At 70.6% G+C, this 23,838-nt stretch carries 17 protein-coding genes and 2 pseudogenes; 9 read left to right on the plus strand and 10 right to left on the minus strand.

From position 1 onward, the window contains the following. Nucleotides 1–230 precede the first annotated feature (230 nt). Nucleotides 231–992, plus strand: a complete 762-nt coding sequence (locus tag Q2K16_RS10580; protein WP_302745076.1) for an SDR family oxidoreductase — start codon at nt 231–233, stop codon at nt 990–992. A gap of 117 nt (nt 993–1,109) precedes the next feature. Here Q2K16_RS10580 and Q2K16_RS10585 read toward each other — a convergent pair. Further along, a pseudogene (locus Q2K16_RS10585) lies at nt 1,110–1,967 on the minus strand (helix-turn-helix domain-containing protein); the annotation flags it as partial. Nucleotides 1,968–2,344: 377 nt separating this feature from the next. Then, nucleotides 2,345–4,453, minus strand: coding sequence for an excinuclease ABC subunit UvrB (gene uvrB / locus Q2K16_RS10590; protein ID WP_302746432.1), 2,109 nt, complete (start codon nt 4,451–4,453; stop codon nt 2,345–2,347). A gap of 376 nt (nt 4,454–4,829) precedes the next feature. On the opposite strand from uvrB, the gene Q2K16_RS10595 reads away from it, so the two are divergent. After that, the gene (locus tag Q2K16_RS10595) at nt 4,830–6,401 is read left to right on the plus strand and encodes a hypothetical protein (protein ID WP_302745078.1); all 1,572 of its coding nucleotides are present in this window, start codon (nt 4,830–4,832) and stop codon (nt 6,399–6,401) included. A gap of 49 nt (nt 6,402–6,450) precedes the next feature. Here the strand turns inward: Q2K16_RS10595 and coaE are convergent, their stop codons facing one another. Together coaE and rpsA are read right to left on the minus strand one after the other, a co-directional pair. After that, the gene (gene coaE, locus Q2K16_RS10600; RefSeq protein ID WP_302745079.1) at nt 6,451–7,656 is read right to left on the minus strand and encodes a dephospho-CoA kinase; all 1,206 of its coding nucleotides are present in this window, start codon (nt 7,654–7,656) and stop codon (nt 6,451–6,453) included. Between the two features lie 622 nt (nt 7,657–8,278). Next, nucleotides 8,279–9,775, minus strand: a complete 1,497-nt coding sequence (rpsA, locus tag Q2K16_RS10605; RefSeq protein WP_088643126.1) for a 30S ribosomal protein S1 — start codon at nt 9,773–9,775, stop codon at nt 8,279–8,281. A gap of 386 nt (nt 9,776–10,161) precedes the next feature. Between rpsA and Q2K16_RS10610 the strand changes: the two are divergent. Then, nucleotides 10,162–10,683: pseudogene (locus Q2K16_RS10610) on the plus strand (class I SAM-dependent methyltransferase); the annotation flags it as partial. 82 nt (nt 10,684–10,765) lie between these two features. Here the strand turns inward: Q2K16_RS10610 and Q2K16_RS10615 are convergent. Together Q2K16_RS10615 and Q2K16_RS10620 are read right to left on the minus strand one after the other, a co-directional pair. Beyond that, the gene (locus tag Q2K16_RS10615; RefSeq protein WP_302745081.1) at nt 10,766–11,590 is read right to left on the minus strand and encodes a class I SAM-dependent methyltransferase; all 825 of its coding nucleotides are present in this window, start codon (nt 11,588–11,590) and stop codon (nt 10,766–10,768) included. Nucleotides 11,591–11,691: 101 nt separating this feature from the next. Further along, nucleotides 11,692–12,903, minus strand: a complete 1,212-nt coding sequence (locus Q2K16_RS10620; protein WP_302745083.1) for a helix-turn-helix domain-containing protein — start codon at nt 12,901–12,903, stop codon at nt 11,692–11,694. Between the two features lie 518 nt (nt 12,904–13,421). On the opposite strand from Q2K16_RS10620, the gene Q2K16_RS33005 reads away from it, so the two are divergent. Both Q2K16_RS33005 and Q2K16_RS10625 read left to right on the plus strand, forming a co-directional pair. Then, entirely contained in the window at nt 13,422–13,892 is a 471-nt protein-coding gene (locus Q2K16_RS33005; RefSeq protein WP_368052564.1) for a helix-turn-helix domain-containing protein, read from the plus strand. Between the two features lie 146 nt (nt 13,893–14,038). Beyond that, on the plus strand, nt 14,039–15,484 hold the full coding sequence (locus Q2K16_RS10625; RefSeq protein WP_302745085.1) for a UDP-N-acetylmuramate--L-alanine ligase: 1,446 nt from the start codon (nt 14,039–14,041) through the stop codon (nt 15,482–15,484). A gap of 12 nt (nt 15,485–15,496) precedes the next feature. Here the strand turns inward: Q2K16_RS10625 and Q2K16_RS10630 are convergent, their stop codons facing one another. Beyond that, the gene (locus Q2K16_RS10630; protein ID WP_302745087.1) at nt 15,497–16,888 is read right to left on the minus strand and encodes a UDP-N-acetylmuramoyl-tripeptide--D-alanyl-D-alanine ligase; all 1,392 of its coding nucleotides are present in this window, start codon (nt 16,886–16,888) and stop codon (nt 15,497–15,499) included. An 82-nt stretch (nt 16,889–16,970) separates the two neighbouring features. On the opposite strand from Q2K16_RS10630, the gene Q2K16_RS10635 reads away from it, so the two are divergent. After that, nucleotides 16,971–17,771 carry a hypothetical protein gene (locus Q2K16_RS10635; protein WP_302745089.1) on the plus strand — a complete coding sequence of 267 codons (801 nt, stop codon included), beginning with the start codon at nt 16,971–16,973 and terminating at the stop codon, nt 17,769–17,771. Nucleotides 17,772–17,831: 60 nt separating this feature from the next. On the opposite strand, the gene Q2K16_RS10640 is transcribed toward Q2K16_RS10635, so the two are convergent. After that, nucleotides 17,832–18,746, minus strand: a complete 915-nt coding sequence (locus Q2K16_RS10640; RefSeq protein ID WP_302745091.1) for a hypothetical protein — start codon at nt 18,744–18,746, stop codon at nt 17,832–17,834. Between the two features lie 1,401 nt (nt 18,747–20,147). On the opposite strand from Q2K16_RS10640, the gene Q2K16_RS10645 reads away from it, so the two are divergent. The 3 genes from Q2K16_RS10645 to Q2K16_RS10655 are packed head-to-tail and all read left to right on the plus strand — an operon-like array spanning nt 20,148 to nt 22,369. Then, nucleotides 20,148–20,555 (plus strand): hypothetical protein, encoded by a 408-nt coding sequence (locus Q2K16_RS10645; RefSeq protein WP_302745092.1) that lies wholly within the window; start codon nt 20,148–20,150, stop codon nt 20,553–20,555. Then, nucleotides 20,552–20,839 carry a hypothetical protein gene (locus Q2K16_RS10650; protein ID WP_302745093.1) on the plus strand — a complete coding sequence of 96 codons (288 nt, stop codon included), beginning with the start codon at nt 20,552–20,554 and terminating at the stop codon, nt 20,837–20,839. The genes Q2K16_RS10645 and Q2K16_RS10650 overlap by 4 nt, the downstream gene beginning before the upstream one ends. Nucleotides 20,840–20,890: 51 nt before the next feature. Continuing rightward, nucleotides 20,891–22,369 carry an FtsK/SpoIIIE domain-containing protein gene (locus tag Q2K16_RS10655; protein ID WP_302745095.1) on the plus strand — a complete coding sequence of 493 codons (1,479 nt, stop codon included), beginning with the start codon at nt 20,891–20,893 and terminating at the stop codon, nt 22,367–22,369. 30 nt (nt 22,370–22,399) lie between these two features. Here the strand turns inward: Q2K16_RS10655 and Q2K16_RS10660 are convergent, their stop codons facing one another. Next, entirely contained in the window at nt 22,400–22,738 is a 339-nt protein-coding gene (locus tag Q2K16_RS10660) for a hypothetical protein (protein WP_302745097.1), read from the minus strand. Nucleotides 22,739–22,865: 127 nt separating this feature from the next. Continuing rightward, on the minus strand, nt 22,866–23,387 hold the full coding sequence (locus Q2K16_RS10665; protein ID WP_302745099.1) for a hypothetical protein: 522 nt from the start codon (nt 23,385–23,387) through the stop codon (nt 22,866–22,868). Between the last annotated feature and the right edge of the window lie 451 nt (nt 23,388–23,838).

Genomic DNA, 23,838 nt, shown 5'->3' on the forward strand with positions numbered 1-23,838 from the left:
ACTACCGTGCGGCGCACGCGCGGCGACCGGTCCCGGCACGTTCGGGGGTGCCGGGGCCGGTGGTCGCGCGGCGAACCACCGTGGCCGCCGGCCGCCGGGCCCGCACCCGGTGGCCGACCGGCCCGGTCCCGCCACCGGCCCCCTCCGTGCGCGCCGGTGGCGCGCCGACGGGGGCCGTCGGGCGGGGTAAATCCGTGGCGTGCGCAATGGCGGTCCGGTTGACTGCCCGGATGACCGCACGGGTGTTCCTGGTGACCGGGGTGAGCCGACGGACCGGCATCGGCGCGGCGGTCGCCCGTACCCTCGCCGCCGACGGGCACCGGCTGCTGCTGACCGGGCTGCCCGGCTACGACGAGGCGCAGCCCCACGGCGGCGATCCGCAGGGCGTACCGACGCTGCTGGCCGAGCTGGGCGGGGCCGCCGCCCACACCGCCGCCGACCTGCTCGACCCGGCCACCCCGGCCGCGCTGGTCGCCGAGGCGGTACGCCGGCACGGCCGGCTCGACGGTGTGGTGGCGACGCACGCCTACTCCACCCCCACCAGCCTGGGCGGACTGGACGCCACCGAGATCGACCGGCACCTGCTGGTGAACGTCCGGGCCACTCTGCTCCTGGCCGACGCGTTCGCCACCGCCTTCACCGCCGGGTCGGGCGGCCGGTTGGTGCTCTTCTCCAGCGGCCAGCGACTCGGCCCGATGCCCTACGAGTTGGCCTACGCGGCCAGCAAGGCCGGGGTGGAGAACCTCGCCGCCCAGCTCGCCCCGGTGCTGATGCCCCGGGGGATCACCGTCAACTGTCTCAACCCGGGGCCGACCGACACCGGCTACGCCCCACCCGAGGCGCACGCCGCAGTGGCGGCACTCTTCCCGTCCGGCCGCTGGGGCACCCCGCAGGAGGCCGCCCGGCTGGTGCGGTTCCTCTGCTCACGGGAGGCGGACTGGATCAGCGGCCAGGTCATCGACTCCGAGGGGGGCTTCAACCGCTACCGGTGAGCCCGGACCGGCCACCCGGCCGACGCCCTCAGGGGTCCGGGACGCCGTCCCGGCGGTCTCCCGACCGTCCCATCCCGCCGCGTCGTCCGCCGCCGGATCGGCCGTGCCGGCGGCGAGTGCGGTGACCCGGCGGCGGAGCAGCTCCGCCGTCTCCGCCGCGCCGAGCGCGGCGGCGGACAGCCAGCCGGTCATCCGGTCGTAGCGCCCGACGTCGGCGTCGGAGGCCAGCCGCACGTCGGTGGTCAACGCCTCCAGCATCACGGTGCGCGGGTCGGCCGGGTCGGGAAAGGAGTAACACGAGAAGGCGGTCAACGGGTACGCCCCACCGCGCGGGGCCGCCGTCCCCGGCACCACCCGGATCGTGACGTGCGGCAACTCGGCCAGGGCCAGCAGGTGCTCCAACTGCTCGTGCCAGACGTCGGCGGGCAGGCCGGCGGGATCGCAGACCCGCTCGTCGAGCAAAGCCGTGTAGCGCGGCGGGTCGGGACGACGCAACACCCCCTGCCGGGTGAGCCGGGCCCGCAGGTCGGCCTCGACGTCGACGTCCGGGTGCAGCAGCCGGCCGGCCGTGATCCGCAGCCTGGCGTAGCCGGGCGCCTGGAGCAGGCCGGGCAGCACCGTCGGCTGGTACTCGACGATGGTCGCCGCCCCCGCCTCCAGTTCGGCGTAGGTGCGCTGCCGCTCGCTCATCTCGCCGAGCGCCTTCCACCAGCCACGACCGGTCGCCGCGTCGCGGGCGATGACGATCAGCGCCTCGCGCTGCGGCGACGGAACCTCGTAGATGTCGAGCAGGTCGAGCACGTCGGCCAGGTCGGGCCGGCTCTGCCCCAGCTCGATGCGGGACAGCTTGGAGGTGGAGGCCCAGCCCAGCCGGGCGCAGACCTGTTCCAGCGTCAGCGCCTCCCGCCTGCGCAACTGGCGCAGCTCGGCGCCGAGCCTCGCACGTCGAATGACAGGACTCGATGACAATGGCATCCCGGCCTCCCCACGAGGGAGGGTACGCAGGATCATCACCCAGGGCAACAGTTTGCTTGCACACCGCAACGCCTATCTGAGTCGCCCTCGGATCACGCCGTCGTCGGAGGGCCCCCGAACGGCAGCCCCCGTCCCTGCGGCTGCCGTTCGGGACACCCCGGTCAGGGCCGGTAGGTGCCGAACGACCAGACGTTGCCGGGGAGGTCCCGGGCCGCGTGGTCCCGGGAACCGTAGTCGGTGTCGAACGGACCCTGGTGATCTCCACCCCGGCGGCAGCGCCGGGGTGGAGACCCGGTAGCCCAGGTACCGGCCCACGACGGGACGCAGCCGTGCCGCCGGTACGCCGACACGGACCTCGTCCAGCACCGGCCCGCCCGTCACTTCACCCCGGCGGCGTCCATCCCCCGCAGCTCCTTCTTGAGGTCGGCGACCTCGTCGCGGATCCGCGCGGCCAACTCGAACTGCAACTCCCGGGCGGCGGCGAGCATCTGGTCGTTGAGCTCCTGGATGAGCTGTGCCAGGTCGGCGCGGGCCATCCCCTCCCGGGAGGGCGCGCCGGCGGCGGCCCGACCGCGACTGCGGGTCTCCTTGACCGGGGCCTTGCCCCGGGACAGCTGCCGGGCGGCCCCGCCGACCCGGGCGCTCTCGGTGTCCTCCGCCTCCCGGTAGATGTCGTCGAGGATGTCGTGGATCTTCTTGCGCAGCGGCTCGGGGCTGATCCCGTGCGCCTCGTTGTGCGCGATCTGCTTGGCCCGGCGACGGTTGGTCTCGTCGATCGCCGACGCCATCGAGGGCGTGATCTTGTCGGCGTACATGTGGACCTGGCCCGAGACGTTACGGGCGGCCCGGCCGATGGTCTGGATCAGCGACCGGCCGCTGCGCAGGAAGCCCTCCTTGTCGGCGTCGAGGATCGCCACCAGGGAGACCTCGGGCAGGTCGAGACCCTCCCGGAGCAGGTTGATGCCGACCAGCACGTCGTAGTCGCCCTTGCGCAGCTCGCGCAGCAGCTCCACCCGGCGCAGGGTGTCGACCTCGGAGTGCAGGTAACGCACCCGGATGCCGTTCTCCAGCAGGTAGTCGGACAGGTCCTCGGCCATCTTCTTGGTCAGCGTGGTGACCAGCACCCGTTCGTCGCGCTCGGTGCGCAGCTTGATCTCGTGCATCAGGTCGTCGATCTGCCCCCTGGTCGGTTTGATCACGACCTCCGGGTCGATCAGACCGGTGGGGCGGATCACCTGCTCGACGAACTCGCCCTGGGCCTGCTCCAGCTCCCAGGGGCCGGGGGTGGCGGAGAGGAAGACCATCTGGCCGACCCGCTCCAGGAACTCGTCGAAGCGCAGCGGCCGGTTGTCGGCGGCGCTGGGCAGCCGGAACCCGTGGTCGATGAGCATCCGCTTGCGCGAGGCGTCGCCCTCGAACATGCCGCCGATCTGCGGGATGGTGACGTGCGACTCGTCGACCACGGTGAGGAAGTCGTCGGGGAAGTAGTCGAGCAGGCAGTGCGGCGGGCTGCCGGGCAACCGGCCGTCGATGTGCATCGAGTAGTTCTCGATGCCGGAGCAGAAGCCGACCTGACGCATCATCTCCAGGTCGTAGGTGGTGCGCATCCGCAGCCGCTGCGCCTCCAGCAGCTTGCCCTGCCGTTCCAGCTCGGCCAGCCGCTCCGCCAGCTCGGCCTCGATGTCCCGGGTGGCCCGCTCCATCCGCTGCGGGCCGGCCGCGTAGTGGGTGGCCGGGAAGATCAACAGATTGTCGACCTCCTTGACCACGTCACCGGTGAGCGGGTTGAGGTAGTAGAGCTTCTCCACCTCGTCGCCGAACAGCTCGATCCGGACGGCCAGCTCCTCGTACGCCGGAATGATCTCCAGGGTGTCACCCCGGACCCGGAACGTGCCCCGCTGGAAGGCCATGTCGTTGCGGGTGTACTGGATGTCGACCAGACGGCGCAGCAACTGGTCGCGGTCGAGTTCCTGCCCGACGACGACCCGGACGGCGCGGTCGAGGTACTCCTCCGGGGTGCCCAGGCCGTAGATGGCCGAGACGGTCGCCACCACGATCGTGTCCCGCCTGGTGAGCAGCGACATGGTCGCCTTGTGCCGCAGCCGCTCGACCTCCTCGTTGATCGAGGAGTCCTTCTCGATGTAGGTGTCGGTCTGCGGGATGTACGCCTCGGGCTGGTAGTAGTCGTAGTAGGAGACGAAGTACTCGACCGAGTTGTGCGGGAGCAGCTCGCTGAACTCCTTGGCGAGCTGGGCGGCGAGGGTCTTGTTGGGGGCGAGCACCAGGGTCGGCCGTTGCAGCCGCTCGACCAGCCACGCCGTGGTGGCGCTCTTGCCGGTGCCGGTGGCGCCGAGCAGCACGGTGTTACGATCACCGCGCCGGATCCGACGCTCAAGATCATCGATGGCGGCCGGTTGGTCGCCGGCCGGCTGGAACTCGCTGACGACCTGGAAGCGACCGTCGAGCCGGGGAATGTCGAGCGCCATGGTCTCCACGGTACGCCGGGGGTCCGACACCGCGCCGCGATCGCCGGACAGCCCGGTGATCAGCTTCGATATTGCCATTGTGGCCCACATCGCAGGGGGCTAGCCTGGACACCGTAGGCCGCTCGCGGCGGCCGACCGCGGCGGTGGCCGGGCCCTCGACAGGCTCCCACCGCCCGGCACCTGGGGTCGCAGCACCCGGACATCACCGGCGTGCGCATCCCGCGTGGTCGCGCCCCTGGCGCAGACCGGCCGCCGCGAGCGCCCCTGCACGTGTCTCCCACCACGGTCAGCGCCCCTGCCGCCCCACCCGGCACCCGGGCCACCCCACCTGCCCCCGACGGCGTCACTCCGCCCCGGCCGGCCCGTTCAACCACACGTGGACACCTCGCCCGACCAGCCACCACGCCCACCGGGAGCCGGTCCGGGCCGTCGCCGCGCCGGCCGCCACCACCGTGACGTCGCAGAGGAGAGCACCCCGGGCCGGCGGCGGACCACCCTGGTCGCCCTGGTCGTGGTCGCCGTCACGGCCGCAGCCGCCCTCGTGGCCGGCCTGCTCGGCGGCACACCCGCCCCGACCCCGGCGGCGCGGGCGCTCACCGACGACGAGGCCGAGCGGCTCGCCGCCGTCCGGGTCGGCACCTACCGGGACGTCCGGGCCGGGGTACGGGTGGCCGTCGGCACCGGGGCCGGCCGCACCGACCTGGTCGGCTGGGTCGACTGGTCCCGCCCGCTGGCCTACCTCGACGTCGGCGGCCCCGGGGCCGGGCAGGACCGGGGGCTGGTGCAGGCCACCCCGTCGGCGGTGGTGCAGCGCCCCGACCCCGCCGCGATCGTGACCCCGGCCCGGCCACCGCTGGTGCCGCCCGGTGACCGCTGGCGGCTGCGGAACCCGCCACCCGGGCGGGGCGTGGCCGGGGCGCTCACGGTGCTCTTCGCGCTCGCCGCCGACCGGGCCGCGCCCGCCGCACCGCTGCGCGCCGGTGCCGGCCGGTGGCTCGGCCGGGAAACCCTCGGCGGCGACCCGGTCGACGTCCTCCAGGCGGCGCTGTGGCCGGCCACCGCACTTCCCACCACCACACTTCCCAGCGCCGCACCCGTTACTACCGCACCCGTTACCACCGCACCGGCCGCCACCGCACCGGGTGGTCGTCGGGCCGACGACGCCGACCCCCGCTGGTGGGTCGACCGGGACGCGCGGCTGCGCCGCTGGGCGGGTCGGCTCCCCGACGGCACCCCGATCACGGTGGACCTGGACCGGGTCGACCGGCCGACGCCGTGGCCCGTCGACGCGCTCGGCGGCCGGCCCGGACTGCCCCGCGCCGCCACCGACGAGGAGACGGCTCGGCTCGGCCGGCTCGCCACCCGGTTGCGTGCCGGCGCCGGGAGCGCCACGGTCACCGTGACCGCGCCCCTCGGCAGCGCCGCCAACCTGCGGGGCGGCGGCTGGCTGAGCTGGACGGCCGGCGTCGCCTACCTGTCCGTCGCCGAACTGGACACCCTCGGCCGCCGGACGCTGCGGCGTCGGGACCGGGCCGGCTTCGCCCGGGCGGACGTCCCGGTCGGGCCGGACACCGCCGCCTCCGGCCCGTCGGCGGTGCCGCCGCTGCCGCTGCCGACGGGGGCCGGCTGGCGGCTCGCGGGCCAGCCGGCCGACGAGTTGGACGCGCTGGTCGACGCGGCGGTGCGGGCCGTAGCGCCGACCGGGGGTGCGACCACGACGGTCCACGTCCGCAGCGACCGACGGGCCGACCGCCCGGTGGACGTGTTCGAGGTACGCCGCCAGGGCCAGCGGCTGCGGTACTGGCTGGACCGTTCCGGCTTCCTGTGCCGGTTGGAGCTGCGCACCACCGGTGGACTGTGGGCGCAACTGGAGCTGACCCCCGGCCCGCTGCCGGCGGGGATCGTCCCCGCCCACCGGAAACCACCCCCGCCCACCCGGCCCCGTTGACCCGGCAGGACGGTCAGAGCCGGCAGCACGGTCAGAGCCGGCAGCACGGTCAGGGTCGCCAGCCGGTCTGCGCCGCCCACTCCTGCGCCCGCAGGTACTCCTCGGCGAACCACGGGTCGTCGGCGGTGCCGGACCCGGCGTCGTCAGGTGCCGCGGCGGCCAACTCCCGCTTCACCAGCAGGTACGCCGCCCGCCGATCGGGGTCGGCGCGCAGGTGGTCACGCATCAGCAGGGCGTGCCGCCAGCCGGCCGAGCCCGCCACCCGCAGGTGGACGGCGGCCGGCCGGCCCGGGTCGGCGCTGCCGTGCAGCCGCTGCTCCCAGCCCTCGTCACCGTCCCCGCCCGCCCCGGCGTCGCGGCCCACCCAGCGGGGACGGTCGCCCCGCACGCCGGGCACCCTCGGAAAGCCGGCGTCGGCGAGCCGGTGGGCCAACGGACCGTCCGCCTCGGCCAACGACGGCACTGTCACCTGCACGTCGATGACGTCCCGCCCGGCCAGCCCGGGGACGGCGGTCGAGCCGACATGGTCGATCCGCAGATCGTCGGGGGCCAGCGCGTGCCGGATCCGGGCGGCGATCCGGGCGTACTGCTGCGGCCAGGTCGGGTCCGGCGCGGTCGGCACCGCCGACCCCGGGACCACCCGCTGTTCCCGCACGTTGCGCTCGTAGGTGACCAGGCGCGCCGACCAGAGGGCGTCCACTGCGGCGTGCAGCTCGTCGAGGTCGCCGTCGTTGTCGAGCACCACGTCGGCCACCGCGCGGCGACGGGCGTCGTCTGCCTGCGCGGCGATCCGCCGCTCGGCCTCCGCGCGGCTCATCCCCCGGGTCCGCGTCAACCGCTCCAGCCGGGTGGCCAGGGCCGTCCGCACCACCACCACCAGGTGGTACGTCGGCGCGAGCCCCACCTCCACCAGCAGCGGTACGTCGTTGACCACCACCGCGTCGGCGGGTGCGGTGGCGAACAGCTCGGCGGACCGGGCGCGCACCCGGGGGTGGGTGATCTCCTCAAGCCGGCGACGGGCGGTCGCGTCGGCGAAGACCAGCGCACCCAGCGCCGCCCGGTCCAGTGCCCCGTCGGCGGTCAGCACCCGGTCGGAGAAGGCGGCGACGATCGCAGCCAGCCCCTCGGTGCCCGGTGCCACCACCTCCCGGGCGATCCGGTCGGAGTCGACGATCACCGCACCCCGCTCGGCCAGCCGGGCCGCCACGGCGCTCTTTCCGGACCCGATGCCACCGGTCAACCCCACCCTCAGCACCGACCCAGTCAACCGGATCGGCCCCCACCCCACCACACCGCCCCCACCCCACCCACCCCCCACCCCACCGACTCGACCCCGCACCCGCGTCGCCCCACCCGCGTCGCTGGCGCAATGTCGCCGGTATGGCGGCATCCCAGGCCGGCAAGCCCGCAATATCGGCGATGTAGCGGTATCCGCGCTGCGCGAGACCGCAATGTCGCGGCAGTTGAGTCGATCTCCGTCGCGGGGTGGGCCGACTCGGACGGCGGCGGCGACAGGGCAGGCCGGACGACCGGGCCAGGCCGAAACGAGCCTGGGCCAGGCCAACCGAGCGAGATCAAGGCGGAACGGTGCGGGGCAGGAAGAGGCGAGACGAGACGAGGCAGGCGGGGCGGGGAGGCGAGACAGGGCACGGCAGGGCGGGGAGGCGAGACAGGGCACGGCAGGGCGGGGAGACGAGACAGGGCACGGCAGGGCGGGGTGAAGAAGGCGGGGTAGGGCGGGAGCGGAGCACCCGGGGACGCACAGGAGCCCCGCCCCCGGTCCGCGTGGCGGATCGGGGGCGGGGCTCCTGTGTCAGCGGCTACCCGGACCCGGGTGCGACGTCAGCCGTCGTACCCGGTGGGGGCCAGCCTCCGGCTCACTTGCCGCCGGCGAGCTTCTCCCGCAGCGCGGCGAGCGCCTCGTCGGTGGCCAGGGTGCCGGCCGGCTCCTCGGCCTGCCGGCTGGGGGCCGACGAGCTGGTCGAGGTGGTGGTGCCACCGGTGGCGACCGGCGGGGCCGGGTTGGCAGCGGCCTCGGCGTCGGCGGCCCGGGAGGTCTGCACCTGCTTGGTGTGGGCCTCCCAGCGCTGACGCGCCTCGGCGTACTGGTTCTCCCAGGTCTCGCGCTGCTTGTCGTACCCCTCGAGCCACTCGCCCGTCTCCGGGTCGAAGCCCTCCGGGTAGATGTAGTTGCCCTCGTTGTCGTACGTCGCGGCCATGCCGTAGAGGGTCGGGTCGAAGTGCTCCTCGCCCTCGACGAAGCCCTCGTTGGCCTGCTTGAGCGACAGCGAGATCCGGCGACGCTCCAGGTCGATGTCGATGACCTTGACCATGACCTCGGAGCCGACCTGGACGACCTGCTCCGGGATCTCCACGTGGCGCTCGGCCAGCTCGGAGATGTGCACCAGGCCCTCGATGCCGTCGTCGACCCGGACGAACGCACCGAACGGCACCAGCTTGGTGACCTTACCCGGCACGATCTGCTGGATCGCGTGGGTGCGGGCGAACTGCCGCCACGGGTCCTCCTGGGTCGCCTTCAGCGACAGCGAGACCCGCTCGCGGTCCAGGTCGACGTCCAGGACCTCGACCTCGACCTCCTGGCCCACCTCGACGACCTCGGACGGGTGGTCGATGTGCTTCCAGGACAGCTCGGAGACGTGCACCAGGCCGTCCACGCCGCCCAGGTCGACGAACGCGCCGAAGTTGACGATCGACGAGACGACGCCCTTGCGGACCTGCCCCTTCTGGAGCTTGTTGAGGAACTCGGTGCGCACCTCGGACTGCGTCTGCTCCAGCCAGGCCCGGCGGGACAGGACCACGTTGTTGCGGTTCTTGTCCAGCTCGATGATCTTGGCTTCGAGCTCGCGGCCGACGTACGGCTGCAGGTCACGCACCCGCCGCATCTCGACCAGCGACGCGGGCAGGAAGCCGCGCAGGCCGATGTCGAGGATGAGACCACCCTTGACGACCTCGATGACCGAGCCGCGGACGACACCGTCCTCGTCCTTGATCTTCTCGATCGTGCCCCAGGCCCGCTCGTACTGCGCCCGCTTCTTGGAGAGGATCAGCCGCCCCTCCTTGTCCTCCTTCTGGAGAACCAGGGCCTCGATGTGGTCACCGACCGAAACGACCTCGGCGGGGTCCACGTCGTGCTTGATCGACAACTCCCGCGAGGGGATGACGCCCTCGGTCTTGTAGCCGATGTCGAGCAGGACCTCGTCCCGATCGACCTTGACGACGGTGCCTTCGACAATGTCGCCGTCGTTGAAGTACTTGATGGTCTCGTCGATCGCGGCGAGGAAAGCCTCCTCGGAACCGAGATCGTCGTGGGTGACCCGGGTGGCGCTCGAGGGGGCCTCGATGCTGCTCGTCATGTGGGCGGTTGCTCCGGTCGGATGGGTTGTCACAGCAGGCGTGGTGTCGCAGTGACCCGTTCGCGCCAGCGGATCCGCCACCGACCCCACCTGACGATCGCCAAGAGAGGATCATCGGTGCTCCGGTGACCGCGCACCTGCTCCCTGCCGAGGTACACGATCCACGAGCGCATCGTCTAGCCTACCCGCTGCATTACCACAGCGTGCAAGCCCTCCCGGGTCCTCACGACCTCGTCTGCTGCGAAAGCGGAGATTTCGGTGGGAAAACACCTCCGCTGTCTCATCCGTCACATCCACCCCACGGGACCGACAGCGTACGACCGTCCGCCGCGCCGCGCACGCCGGGGTCCGGCGGACGACGCCACCGCAGGGCCTAGCGTGGACGCGTGGACGACGACGAGCGGGTGATCCGACGCCGGGTGGGCGACACCGAGGCACGACGGGCCAACCGCGGCTGGTGGGACGCCGATGCCGACGACTACCAGGCCGAGCACGGCGCCTTCCTGGGCGAGGTGGACTTCCGCTGGTGCCCGGAGGGGCTGCGCGAATCCGAGGCGCGGCTGCTCGGCGAACTGGCCGGGAGGCGGGTGCTGGAGGTCGGCTGCGGCGCGGCGTCCTGCGCCCGCTGGCTGGCCACCCAGGGGGCCGAGCCGGTCGCCTTCGACCTCTCCGCCGGCATGCTGCGGCACGCCACCCGCGCCGCCGGCAGCAGCGGGGTACGTGTACCGCTGGTGCAGGCCGACGCGCTGGCCCTGCCGTTCGCCGGGGCGTCGTTCGACATCGCCTGCACGGCGTTCGGGGCGATCCCGTTCGTCGCCGACTCGGCCGCCCTGATGGCCGAGGTGCACCGGGTGCTGCGCCCCGGCGGGCGCTGGGTCTTCTCGGTGACCCACCCGATCAAGTGGGTATGATCTTGCAATATCAGAAGCGCCTGCTCAAATGTCCAGACGTGCTCAACGCGCCGTCGACGCGACCCGTTCTCAGCGTGCGTCACGAGGCATCCGGCCGAAGCGCCTTGAAGATCGCGGTGCCGGGAAAGAGTCGGCCACGCATGGGGCTCCACTGCCCCCATGTCTCTTCGTGGCCTGCCGGCCACTCGGGTTCGATGACGTCAAGAAGGTAGAAGCCTGCGGCGTTAAGTTCGCGGATGTGATCACCGAAGGTGCGGTGCTGCTCGACGTAGGTGGGCGCTCCCGACGGGTCCTGCTCGACGTACGGGCGGCGATCAAAGTAGGAGTTGACCGCCATCAGACCGGCCTCGCCTGGTTCGTCCAGGAAAACCCATCGCATCGGGTGATAGGTGGCAAAGACCCACGTACCGCCGGGACGCAAGACCCGGAACACCTCGTGCATGAGCGCTTCGGTATCGGTGACGAAGGGAACGGCACCAAAAGCCGTATGGACGGTGTCGAAGGTGCCAGCGGGAAACGGCATCGTCAGAGCGTCAGCTTGCACCAGCGGCACGGATACGCCCGAGCGTTCGGCGGCAAGCCTGGCATGGCGCAACATGCCATCGGACAGGTCCAAGGCGATCACGTCGGCTCCCTGGCCGTCGAGCCATCGGGAACCGGCCGCCGCACCACAGCCGATCTCCAGGACTCGGGTTCCCTTGACGTCGCCGAGCAACCGGGCGTCGGCTTCGCGAAGACCTTCGGGGCACCACACCAGGTCAACATCGCCTAGGAATGCGCGGTGCGCCTCCTGGTAGTTGTCGGCGTCCCTGTCCCACCAACGTCGGTTTGCCGCCCTCGTCTCCCTGTCCGACACAGTTCGACGGATGACGAGGGGTTCAGTCGGCTCCGGATGCTGGGTCATCCCGGTAACGTTACGGTCCGCAGCACCTGGCAGGGCTCATAGCGCGCCCAACTGAACCGGGACGGTCCCGGGCGGGACCGTCCCGTGATCGGCCTGCCAGGTTATGACAGGTTCTCCCATGGACCCGAGCCAACAGCGGCGAAGGTTCTCAACTCGTCCAACTCGTCTGAGCGGTAGCCGGCGGGGACGGCGGTGAGCAGGTCGCTCACGCCGAGGCCAACAACCCGGACGTCATGACGGAGACGCCTGATCGCGTCCAGCGCGAACGCCACGCCGCCGGCCGTGTCGCCGTGACTCACCCTCGCCCGTCCGTAGTAGATCCGGGCGTCGGCCAGCCATACCGGCACGGGGCGCAACACGGGCTCGGCCTCGGAGAAGGCTCGTTCTGCTTCCTTCATAGACCCGATTCGGCACTCTAGGTAGCTGTTGAAGGACGCCGTCCGCTGAATCGGGCCGGCAACCTTCAACACGTCAGTCTCGGGCAGCCCATCCGCGACCCTACGCATGCCGATCACTGCCTGCCGACCCTCCGCCAGGTTGCCGGTCAGGGCATGCACGTGCACGAGGGCGGAATACGCCTCAAGAGCGCCGAGCGTGGGAACATTGGAAAGACTGAGGGTTTCGTCCACCCCGTTGATGGTCTCCCTCACCGTGTAGCCCTCATAGATCCCGCGTGAGAGTGCCCGCCCACGCACGTAGACGCGTGTCGGGGTGTGCTCACTGCGGTCCGCGAGGTGGGCAGCGGTCCGGTACCAGTTGCGAGCCGCCGACACGTCACCCTGATTACCGAGCCACAGTCCGTACAACTGCCCCAACTCGGCAACGGCTCTCAACCGCTCGGGCGTCTTGCCCTGGTCCGCGATCTGGTGCCGGGCGAGCATGAGCTGGCTCAGCAGTGAGCGGCCGAACTCGGCGGAGGGCTCAGTTACGAAGCGCCGGTTGTACGACGCAATCGTGGCATCCCAGTCCTCGCCCCCCTCGGCGGCGTCGAGTAGGCCATCCCGCACTAGATCGGCAAGGACGGTCAACCCGAGGCCACCCATCGTTGTGGCCGCACCGATGCTTGCCAACATCGCTCGTCGCTTCACGTTGTCTCCCTGTCCGTCGCTAAGTTCCAGAAGGACGGAGAGCAGCGGGGAGGTTCCTAGTTCCCGATCGCAAGCAGCGGCAAGAGCAAAGCTCGCTCGTCTGCGACCGGTCTCGACGTGGCCGATCTCTGATTTGTGGTACCGGGTACGGGTTGCCAGTGCCGAGAGACTGAGGCCCGCTGCCTCACGTATCGATCTCAGCACTTGCCCGAAGGTATCGACCACAGGAACGCCCCAACTGTCGACGCTTGTAGACGGCGCGGTACTTCAACAAGCGTGCTCGTCTCGCAACGCTATGTCCAGGCGCGGCGACCGACGAACCCGACACGTGTCGGCCGCCGCGACCCCAGATTAGCGACTGTCGATCATGAGTAGGTACGCGGATGGGTGCGCCCCGGCTGCTGACGAGGCCAGACCACCCCCGAAAGAACGATCCGCGTGCCGGCTCACCTGAGGGGGACGGGATGAGGGCCACCACCTACTACGCGAACTCCGCCGAGGAACAGCTTTCCGATGCCCAGCGCACGCTCGACACGCATATCACCTCCAGCGCCACTGGCCGATGCCTGGCATGCGGCACACACGGCCCCTGCTACAAGAGGGAGGGGGCGGTGACGGTGTTCTCTCGGACGCTTCGCCTTCCGAGTCGACGGCCCGGCGCGACGCGTCCGGAGTTGGTCAACGCGCGCCGTGTTGGTGCGCCCGCGCTGTTCCCGGTTCGGTAGATGAGTGTCGACGCCGTGATGTTGTCGCTCGCCGCTGCGGAGCGTGTGACTGCTGATCCGGCACCCCGGTACGTGACGCCGGAGGCGCTGGCGGATGCTCGTCGGCTGCTGGGGGCTCAGTTGAGGGCGGCGCGTAGGGGTCTGGGCGTCACTCAGTCGCGGCTCGCTTCGGAGGTGCGGTGGTCGCGGAGCACGGTCGCGAATGTGGAGGTCGGGCGGCAGCCGGCTCCCCGGGAGTTCTGGGTGGCGTGCGATAACGCGTTGGGCGCGGGTGGAGTGCTGGTGGCGAGGTCTGCTGCGGCGGCGGAGCTGTCGCGTCGGTTGCGTGATCAGAGGACGGCGGAGCGGATTCGGGAGATTCCGTTTCAGTCGCCGGATGTGTGCGTGTGTCGGGATCTTCACCGCCTGCTGAGGGAGCTGGCCGCGATGTCGTTCCTTGATGCCCCGTCCGCTGCATCCGGCCGAGCGGACAAACGGGGTCACGGATGACGGCGACGCGGACCCCCGGGCGAGCCACCCCGGGACCGTGGCCGGCTCGGCCGCGCGCAACGAATCACCGATGGAAAGGAGTGGACCCCCTCGCACGTCAGCTTGTGGCACCAATCCGTCAGCTCTATCGAAGGAGTCACGGCATCATGACCGACACGATCACTGGTAACCCGACCATCGAGGCGTACTCCGGCCCTATCGACCTGTCTCGTCCGTACTTCGTGGGCGTGGGCGGGTCCGCGATGTCCGGCCTGGCCCGGCTGCTGGCCGAGCTGGGCCACCAGGTCAGCGGCAGCGACGTCCGCGACTCGGCCACCGTCGCGGCGTTGCGTACGGCCGGTGTGCGGGTGTACGTGGGCCACGACGCGGCGCAGATCGAGGGCGCAAGCTGCGTGGTGTACACCACGGTTGCGAAGTGCACGCCGGAGGTTCGCGCGGCCCGCGTCGCCGGTATCCCGGTGGTGCACCGGGCGCAGGTGCTCGACATGTTGGCCGCCGCGCGCCGGTTGGTGGCGGTGTCCGGGTCGCACGGCAAGTCCACCACGGCCGCCATGCTCGCTCACGTCCTGCGCACCCTCGGGGAGGACCCGACGTACCTGATCGGTGCTGACCTGACCGGGGCGGGCTCCGGCGCGCACCTCGGTCGGTCCCGGCTGCTGGTCGCGGAGGCCGACGAGTCGGACCGGTCGTTCCACTTCCTCTCCCCGTCGTTGGCGGTCATCACGAACGTGACCGACGACCACCCGGAGAACTTCGTCAGCCACGCCGACGTGCTGCGGGCCTACGTCGGGTTCGGCTGCCGGATCGCGCCGGACGGGTTCCTGATCGTCAACGCCGACTGCGTCGGTGCGACCGTGGCCGCCGAGGTCATCGCGGACGAGCGTCCCGACCTGACGGTGTTGCGGTACGGCCGGGACCGGGCGGCGGACGTGCGGCTCCTGGACGTGCACGCCGAGGGGTGGAGCGCGTCGGCGACGGTGCGGATGCCGGACGGTACGGAGGTGCGGCTGACTCTGCCGACCCCGGCGGCGCACCACCTGGACAATGCGGCGGCGGTCATGGCGTGTGCGGTGGCCTTGGGTCTGGACCCCGCCGAGGTGGCCGGGGCGGTGTGCACCTTCGGCGGGGTGCGCCGCCGGTTCGAGCACATCGACACCCGGGCCGGGGTGACGTTGATCGACTCGTACGCCGATCACCCGAACGAGATCGCCGCCGACCTGGAGGGCGCGCGGACCCTGGCCCGGGGGCGGGTGTTCGTGGTGTTCCAGCCGTCCGGACATGCCCGCGTCCTGGCGTTCGGAGATCGGATCGGCGGGATTCTCGCGGACAAGGCCGATCACGTCCTGCTGCTCGACGTGCACGGCACGGTGCCGGACGGCGGACCTCTGGCGGACACCACGGCAATTCTGGCCCGGCTGTGCGAGGGTGACTGCTGCATGCCCCTCGGACCCGACCATGCGGCCCGGGTGATCGCCTCCAAGGCCGGGCGGGGTGACGTGGTGCTCACGATGGGGACCGGTGACGTGTCCGGCTACGCTGCCGCGATCCTGGACGCCCTGAGCAGCAGATCCGAGGTGGCTCTGTCCGCCTGAGTCCTTCCCCTGTCAGGCGGTGACAGCGCCGGGTTCCTCGATCAGCTTGTCCGCGAGCGCGAGGAGCCCGGCGCTGTTGGCTGCCTTGACCAACACGACATCCCCGGGCCGTAGCCCGTCACGGAGCAACTCCCACGCCTCGGCCACGGTCGCTGCCCGATCCACCGTCGTGCCGTTGCTGGCAGCTCCGTCCGCGTACTGGGCGGCGTCGGCTCCGCCGATCGCCACCAGCCATCCGGCCCCGATCTCGGCTACCTGCTGCCCGATCTCCCGGTGCACGTGGGCGGCGTGCTCGCCCAGCTCCGCCATCTCACCCAGCACCGCGACCGCCCGCCGACCGTCCCCGGTCATCGCCTGAAGGGCGCACAACGCGGCGCGCATGGCGTCGGGGGCGGCGTTGTAGGCGTCGTTGATGATCGTCACGCCGTCGTCCCGGGTGGTGACCTGCATCCGGCCCGGCGACACCGCCTCGGCGTGCGATACCGCGTCGGCTACCGCCTCGATGGGGTGGCCGAGCCCGAGCGCGACGGTGGCGGCGGCCAAGGCATTGGATGCCTGGTGCAGCCCGTAGAGACGCAACCGCACCTCGGCGGCCTGGCCGTCATAGGTCAGCCGGAAGCCGGCGCGGCCCAGCTCGTCCATGGTCAGGTTCTCGGCACGCACGTCGGCCGGGTTGTCGATGCCGTAGGTCAGCACGCGGGCGCTGGTGCGGCTCGCCATGGCCGCCACCAACGCGTCGTCGGCGTTGAGCACCGCCAACCCGCCGTCGTGGGCGTCGGGCAGGGCTTCCACGATCTCGCCCTTGGCCTGGGCGATGTTCTCCACCGACCCGAACTCGCCAAGGTGCGCGTGCCCAACGCGGGTCACGACGCTGATCGTGGGCGGGGCGATACGGGTCAGGTAGGCCACGTGACCGATGCCGCGCGCTCCCATCTCCAACACGAGATACCGCGTGTCGGCGGTGGCGCGGGTGACCGTGTACGGCAACCCCAGTTCGTTGTTGTTCGACGCCCGGTTGGCCACCGTCTCACCCCAGGTGGGGAGAACCTGGGCAAGGATGTCCTTGGTCGAGGTCTTGCCCACCGATCCGGTCACCCCGATCACCGTGGTCTGCGGCAACCGGTCCACCACCGCGCGGGCCAGCCGCCCATACGCGGCCGGAACATCCTCGACGACCACCGTCGGCACCCCGACCGGCCGCGACGCCAGCACTCCCGCCGCACCAGCCCCGATCGCCTGGGCGGCGAAGTCGTGCCCGTCGACGCGCTCACCGGGCAACGCCACGTACATCCCGCCGGGCTCCACGCGCCGGCTGTCGAACACCACCGGGGCCGTCACCGTCACCACTCCGGGAGCATCGTAGACGGCTCCGCCGACAACGGCCGCGATCTCCTGCAAGGTCATCGGAAGCACAAGGTGAACCTACCGTGCGGGGATGAGCGGGGTGGGGTGGGTCACCGACGGGTGTAGCCCGAATTGTGGGGCCTTGACCGTCGACAGCTACTCGCGGAAGGTCAACTGTCGCTGGGCCAACTGCGACTGTGCCAAGCTGTATTTTATGTACCGCATTTCGCCCGTCCGCCGGACCGCCTGGGCTCGGCTGGCAGCGCGTCGGCGCTTGCGTTCCTCGCGCTGGGCGCTGCCGAAGCCGCGCGCTCGGGCGGCCTGGGCGACGTGGGCTGATGATCTCTACAACGCGCGGATTGCGGCCATCCACGATGAGGTGTGGCGGGCTCAAGCGGCCGGCGAGGACACGCCGATGATGGTGCTGCCGGTGGGTGATCCGGCGATGCCGTTCGCCGAGCTGGCAGCGGAGCCGGAAGGGCTGTCGGAGGCGGCGCGGCGGCGTCGGGCGCTGGCGGAGCAGGTGTGCGACGCGTTGGTGAACCCGCTGCCGCGCGGGGTGTGGCACGGTGAGGCGGACGTGATCGCGCAACGGGTGATGCCGTCGCGGGTGGGCGATGATCCCGCGATGCGGCAACCCCTGTCGGATGCTCCCGGTGTGGTGGAGCGCGGCGGGCCTGGGGTGCTGCGGGTCGACTCCGGCTCCGGTGGGGTGGTGCTGCGGGTTCATGGGCCGTCGTGGTCGCTGGTGGTCCGGATCAGTCCGGTGGTGGACGCGATCGTGGTCTTCCTGGATTCGGCTTCCCGCTACGGGTGGCGGATCGAAGACGACGCGGAGTCGCGGGAGTTGATCGAAGGGGCAGTGACGCGGGTGGTAGCGGAGGCAGCCCGCTACGGCTGGGGCGGGGACAAGCACGCTTCGCCGGTTACTCCGGTCGGGTGAGGGTGACCCCGGCCGTCCGTGGATGAGGTCCCGCACCCACGGACGGCCGGACTCCGGCGCCTAGCTGTGCGGCTGTTGGCGGGGATCGCTCTTGTTGGCGGCGATGACGCGTCGGAGCTGCCGAACGGCGGTCGCGCGGCGTTTGGACGCGTTGCTCTGCGACAGGTTCAGCTCGGCGGCGACCTGGCCGAGCGGTTCGCCTCCGAGGTAGGTGCGGGCGAGTAGTTCGGCGTTGGTGGCGTCGATGCGATACGCGGCCGGCATCCGCGCGGACTGCGCGACGTACTCCTGTAGGCGGGCTATGACAGCGTCAATGCCTCGGGGGTCGGGGTCGGGCTGACGCTCGGCGGCACGGGCGTTGATCTCGCTGTCCCCCATGGGCACCTCGCGGGGCTGTTCCTCTTTGAGGCGCGCGATGCGGGCTTGGTGCTCTGCTGCGGTTTCGTCGTGGCGGCGGGTGCGTTGCTTGCGTCGGTGTTCGGTGCGTCCGCTGGCGTGGTCGTACGCGCCGCCGAGAAGCCGGGAGAACACGTTGGGTCGGTCGATGTCCAGCCGCCATCGGGTGTGACCGGCCGCGGTGGTCACGGTGGCCTGAATCCGTTCGAGAAGAGCGACGATCAGCACGAACTGCGCTTTGCCGAAGCGTTCGTCGGGGTCGTGTTCGTCTGGTAGCGCGAGCCGGACAGCGCGGGTGAGGATTCCGGGGGCGGCGACGCCGAGGGCGTAGAGGTTCCAGTCCTCGCGGTTGTCGGGGTCGTCGCGGACCTGGGTGATGATGTGCCGCCACACCTGGTCTTTCGTCTCTGGGGCGGTGCCCTCTGACAACATGTGGCGGAGCACCTCGTCCGCGCGGGCCGAGCGGCTGTCGTCGGTGCCGGTAATCAATCCCATCGGCACGCCGACCCGGTGGACGGTCATAGCTGCGGCCAGGACCCGCCCGGCGGGCAGCTTCTTTTCCTTGGCGAGCGCCGTCACCAGGTCGGGCGGCTCGTCGGTGGCAGGTGGCGTCCGGAACTTGAGGTGGCCGGGCAGAACGATGCCGTAAAGGTGCCTTGTGGGCACTCGGTGTTCGGGCACGGGTTCGTGTCCTCCCAACGTCGCCGTGGGCTGGGTGGGACACGCCGGGCCGCCTGTCGGCGGTGGGGCCGGGATCGACACTGACCCCTGTGCGGCCCCCGGCGTGCTGCGGACAGCCGGGAGTCGCACAAGCGTACGAAGGATCGCGTGCGGCTGCCATGCCGTTTGCGTGGCCCCCACCGCGAGCGCTCGCCGTCGCCCGACTCCACACCGACAGCCGGACCGGCACCCTCACCGGCCTGACCTTGATCTCACGAGCGTACGCGGAGGCCAGAAAAAATCTTCGCCAAGCATCGAGGCAATTGTTGATCTTGGAATATTAGGCCCCGGAACGGTCCCCTCTTATAAGTGAGAGCACCCGTGTGGGGCGGCGTCACTCGGGAGGGAGGGAAGGCTAGCGATGCCAGACGGCGCGTAACCGGCGGTAGCCCCCTGGCCTGCCGGCTTGGTGTCTGCGTTGCTCAGCCCGGTATTCGGGGGCAAGCCGGCTTGCCGGCGCGGCAGCACCTCAAAGCCGGACCGCTGCTGTGCCCGGCGGCGTCGGTGGCGTCGGGGTATCGCGGCCTGCGGGTTCTGGCCTATGTTGGCCGCTTCGGTGAGGTGGGGTGGCGACGTGGTGCCTGGCGTCCTGACGACGGCTGCCATTCGGCTCGTGCCCAGTCCCGCCGGGTGTGGTCGCTGTCGGCTTGCGCCGTCGCCGCTGTGGTCGGTGGCGGGGTGGCGTGTGTCCGTGCTCAGGGTTCGCCGTCTGGGTCCCGACGTCGGATCGCTGTGTCTGCTGGTCATCGCCGGTGTCCTGTGCGCTCTGCTTCCTTCTGGGGCGGGGCGGGGGACCGGCCGAAGGCCGCAGCCCCCGACCCCGCCCACGCCCTTTCCTCCCTTCCTTCTTCGCGGGATCGGCCCTGCCGATCCCGCATCTTGACCAAGTAGGGAAACTCGTACGCACCCCGGCTTCCCGGGTGTTGACCCTGCTGCCCTCGCGCCTCCGTCGTTCTGGCCCTGATCGCCGGAACCCGGGTGCGCGAGCGTCTACGCCGATCCCGCTCGGCCGTCCGCTCGTGCGGGTCGCGTCGAAGTCGTCCGGTCCTCGGGCGGCGTCATCCGTTCTCGCCTGTCTGTCTGGAGGTTCGTCATGCCCCGTCACGCCTGCGCCACCGTCACCGCACCGATCCGGTCGTGCCTCGTGCCGACTTGCCGGAGTCGCGGCCCGCCCTGATGGCCCGCTCCGCTGCCACTGTCCCGATCGGGCACCACCTGTACCACCGCACAACCTGCACCACTTAACCAAACCCCTTGTCTTTGGAGCTTTTCGTGAACAGCATTCCTGTTGATCTTTCTCGTCTGTCCGGCCTGCTCTGCGTGGCCGCACCCGAACCGAAGACTGACCTCGACGGCGAACAACGCAAGGACCGCGACGGTAACCACCTGTGGGTGACCGGGATCGCGGTACGCCGAGCAGGCACCCGTAAGGCGTCGGTCATCGACGTGCAGACCTCCGCCCAGCCCGAAGGCGTCACGGAGGGAAGCCCGGTCGGTGTGACCGAGCTGGACGTGTCGCCGTGGGAGATCGAGGGCCGACACGGCCTGTCCTACAAGGCCGCATCGATCTACCCGAAGCGACCCGGCAACGCGGCCGGCGGTGCTTCCTCGCCCGGTGTGGTGCCGGGTCCGCCCCAGCGGGAGCGCGGCGCTAAGGGCACCGCATGACCGCCGCCGAAGCGACCTGGGCCGATGACCGGCCCGGCACCAGCGAACTGGACGTGATCCGGCTCATGGCCTCCGACGTCGGCGGCCTGACCGACGCGATCGAGTCCGCGCCGCCGGCTGACCGGTCCCGCCTGGTCGCGGAACTGGCCGGCTACCTCGGTGAGATGGCGGCGCGGTGCCGCTGGCTGGCCGGCGTCCTGGCCCACGGGTTGGACCTGAACGGCACCTACGCCGACGAGTCCGACTACGCCACCCACCACCCGATGATCCGAACGGAGGACTGACTGATGCCGCCGGCATTGGCACCACCGCCGATGCCTGCGCCGTCACCATCGATGACCCCCGGGATTCCCGGCTTCACGCCGCGTTTCCCGGGGGTCACCCTGGAACGGCTCCAGGCATGGCTACCCACCATCATCACCGCCGTGTTGGCCGTGGTCGCCGCCCTCGTGCTGCTGGCCGTCATGTCGCGGCTGCTCCACCGGCTGGCACCCCGCGTGCACTGGTACGTGGTCGGGTTCCCGCTGATGCGGATACGGATGCGGCTCTCCTGGCGGCACCTCTGCCTCAACGCCGATCTGACCGGCACCGACCGGCCGACCACCGGACAACTCGGGCCGTTGGTCGTCAAGGGCCGACCGATCATGCCGGTCCTGCCGCTCCTGACCCGCATCCGACCCCGAACGTTCGGCGCGACGGCGGTGATCCTGCTGCACCCCGGGCAGATCCCCGAGCCGTTCGTCAACGCGGCGGAGGCGATGTCCCACGCATGGCGCGTCCACGCCGTCCGGGTCGACCCGAGGCAACGCGGCCGGGTCCGGTTGACCATCCTCACCGCCGACCCCCTCACCACCAACCATCGCGACGATCCCGCCGACTGGGCCACCGGTCCCACCCCGGCATCGGCTGCGGGGACGCCCCACTCCGGCAGAGAAGCCGCCATCGAGGAAGCGGCCAGCACCGCCCCGACTGTCGTCACCGGGGCCGGTACGACGGCTGTTCCGGGCGACCTGGCGGCGAACGTCGGTCACCGGGAAGACGGCCGACCCTGGGTGATCGACCTGGTCACCTTCCCGCACTGGCTCATCACCGGGGCGACCCAGTCGGGCAAGAGCACGCTCATCAACGCGGCCGTGGCCCGGTGGGCGACCCGACCGATCGCGCTGGTCGGCATCGACTGCAAAGGCGGCATGGAACTCGCACCCCACGCACCCCGCCTGTCCGCGCTCGCCACGGACCGGGCGGAAGCGGCCGATGTCCTGGCCCAACTCGTCACGGAGACACAACAACGGATGCGTCTGTGCCGCCAGCACGGGGCACGCAACATCTGGCAACTCCCGCCGGCCCTGCGACCCGTTCCGGTGATCGTCGTGGTCGACGAGTTGGCCGAGCTGTACCTTGTCGCTTCACGGGCCGACAAGGACGAAGCCCTCCGGGCCACGACGAACCTTCTCCGGCTGGCGCAACTCGGCGCGGCCCTCGGCGTGCACCTGGTCGTGGCCGGGCAACGGGTCGGCTCCGACCTCGGCCCCGGCGTGACCGCACTACGCGCCCAACTCGCCGGACGGATCTGCCTACGCGTCAACGACGAGGAAACCGTCGACATGACGCTAGGTGACCTCTACCCCGATGCGGTGGAAGCCGCCCAGCAGATCGACCCCGCCGCGAAGGGCATCGCGGTCACCACCGCCAGTGAGGCCGGGTGGATTCGTGCCCGCTCGGTCTACCTGCCACCAGAAACCCTGGACACCGTCATCAACGCGACAGCACACCTGGCACCGCGACTATCAGGGCTGACCCCGCCGAATCCGTGAAGGGAGAAATGCCAACGAGGCTGACCCAGCCTAAATATCAATATCGTCGTCATTGTCGGGTGCCGGAATCCAGTACGGTTCCCGTTCAACCGGTACCACGAGCGCCGCCGCCGGACGCGACCTCGCCCACCTCAGAACCTCGTCGCGAGTGCCTTCGATTCCCGCCACCCCGGCCGTCTGGCCACCTGGCATCTCGTCCACCCAAGTGGCAGCCCAGACTATTTCCCGTTCCAGGTTGCGGCCTTTATGTATGTAGACCGTGCCGTGCCCGGGGCGGGGATCGGTTATTACCTGCGCGGGCGCGATTTCTTCGTCACGAATCTCGGGTGGAAGATAATAGGCATTCGTGCGGCGGCGAGGTTGCTCCATGTGGCGGATACTACCGGACTGACTGAGATCCGAACCGCGAAGCGGATCGAGCCCCGCGTGATCATTTTCTTGGTCACGCGGGGCTCGACCCTCTGGTGTTATTCATGTACCGCTTGTCTCGGGTGCGTCAGGACGGACTCCACCCCGAGCCGTACCAGGCGCTGCCCATCTGCGGCGGGTCGTCCAGGTTGTACGCCCCGGCGGAGTTGCGGTGGAACTTCGGGCTGTTGACGAAGGTGTACCAGCGGCCCGGGTACGAGCTGGACGGGTCCGTCCAGTCGAACTGGTGGGCCACTCCGGCATGAGCGACGGTGCTCTCATAGGCGATGTAGCCGCCTGATCCGAAGCAGCTCACCAAGGCCCCGGCCCCATACGGGCCACCGCTCCAGGTCTGCAACGTCGAACCCCCGCTCACGGGGTAGCCCTCGGGGTGGGCGCTGCTGAAGTACAGCCGCTCACCCGACGCCCGGACCTGCTTCGTGCCGCGTGTCGACTCGAACTGGAATGGCTTCGACGTAGTGGTGCCTCCGCTGAACTTCACCTCGATGAAGAACTCGGTACTGCCCAACGTGGTGCCGTTGTAGCCGTAGATGCCATCGCCGCTGAACTCGGCCCAGTAGTTCGCGACGTAGTACCAGCACCCGAGCACCGAGCACGTTCCGCCATTGGCTCGGACCTTCGACGTGTCCGGGCAGATCCACGCACCCTTCCGTGCGCTCACCGGACTGGAGCACTGGTCCGTCCCGGTTGCGGTCTCGGCTTCGGTGTACGCCTTCGTAGTCGTGCTCGGTCGGGAGCCTGCGACTGCGGGAGCGGCGCTCACGGTGAGCCCACCGGCAGCCACCAGCATTGCGGCGAGTAGCAGTCTTACGAACCGTTTGACCATCGCCTCTTCTTCCTTCGACGGTGTTCGACAACAGCCGTGCAGCCGATCGCCGTTCACCTTGACATCAGGGATGGGCGCGCGGGAAATCTGGGCCCTTAATCGAAAGACGTCCCCGCGCCTTGAATGAAGGTTATTGGCGAACCCGTTCAACATGAAAGGTGGTCGATTGTCGGAGTTTGACTCCGACAATTTCGGCGAAATCTGCCACCCGAGA

Source organism: Micromonospora cynarisoli (assembly GCF_030518815.1).
Lineage (GTDB): Bacteria > Actinomycetota > Actinomycetes > Mycobacteriales > Micromonosporaceae > Micromonospora > Micromonospora wenchangensis.

Bases quoted from the DNA above. Each gene is read 5' to 3' on its own strand.
- uvrB (WP_302746432.1), bottom strand. From the start codon at position 4,453: ATGGCGCTCGACATTCCCCGGCTCGACGGTCGCTTCCAGGTCGTCAGC.
- Q2K16_RS10580 (WP_302745076.1), top strand. From the start codon at position 231: ATGACCGCACGGGTGTTCCTGGTGACCGGGGTGAGCCGACGGACCGGC.
- Q2K16_RS10630 (WP_302745087.1), bottom strand. From the start codon at position 16,888: ATGACCTTGCAGGAGATCGCGGCCGTTGTCGGCGGAGCCGTCTACGAT.
- Q2K16_RS10660 (WP_302745097.1), bottom strand. From the start codon at position 22,738: ATGGAGCAACCTCGCCGCCGCACGAATGCCTATTATCTTCCACCCGAG.
- Q2K16_RS10615 (WP_302745081.1), bottom strand. From the start codon at position 11,590: ATGACCCAGCATCCGGAGCCGACTGAACCCCTCGTCATCCGTCGAACT.
- Q2K16_RS10625 (WP_302745085.1), top strand. From the start codon at position 14,039: ATGACCGACACGATCACTGGTAACCCGACCATCGAGGCGTACTCCGGC.
- Q2K16_RS10655 (WP_302745095.1), top strand. From the start codon at position 20,891: ATGACCCCCGGGATTCCCGGCTTCACGCCGCGTTTCCCGGGGGTCACC.
- rpsA (WP_088643126.1), bottom strand. From the start codon at position 9,775: ATGACGAGCAGCATCGAGGCCCCCTCGAGCGCCACCCGGGTCACCCAC.
- Q2K16_RS33005 (WP_368052564.1), top strand. From the start codon at position 13,422: ATGTTGTCGCTCGCCGCTGCGGAGCGTGTGACTGCTGATCCGGCACCC.
- Q2K16_RS10650 (WP_302745093.1), top strand. From the start codon at position 20,552: ATGACCGCCGCCGAAGCGACCTGGGCCGATGACCGGCCCGGCACCAGC.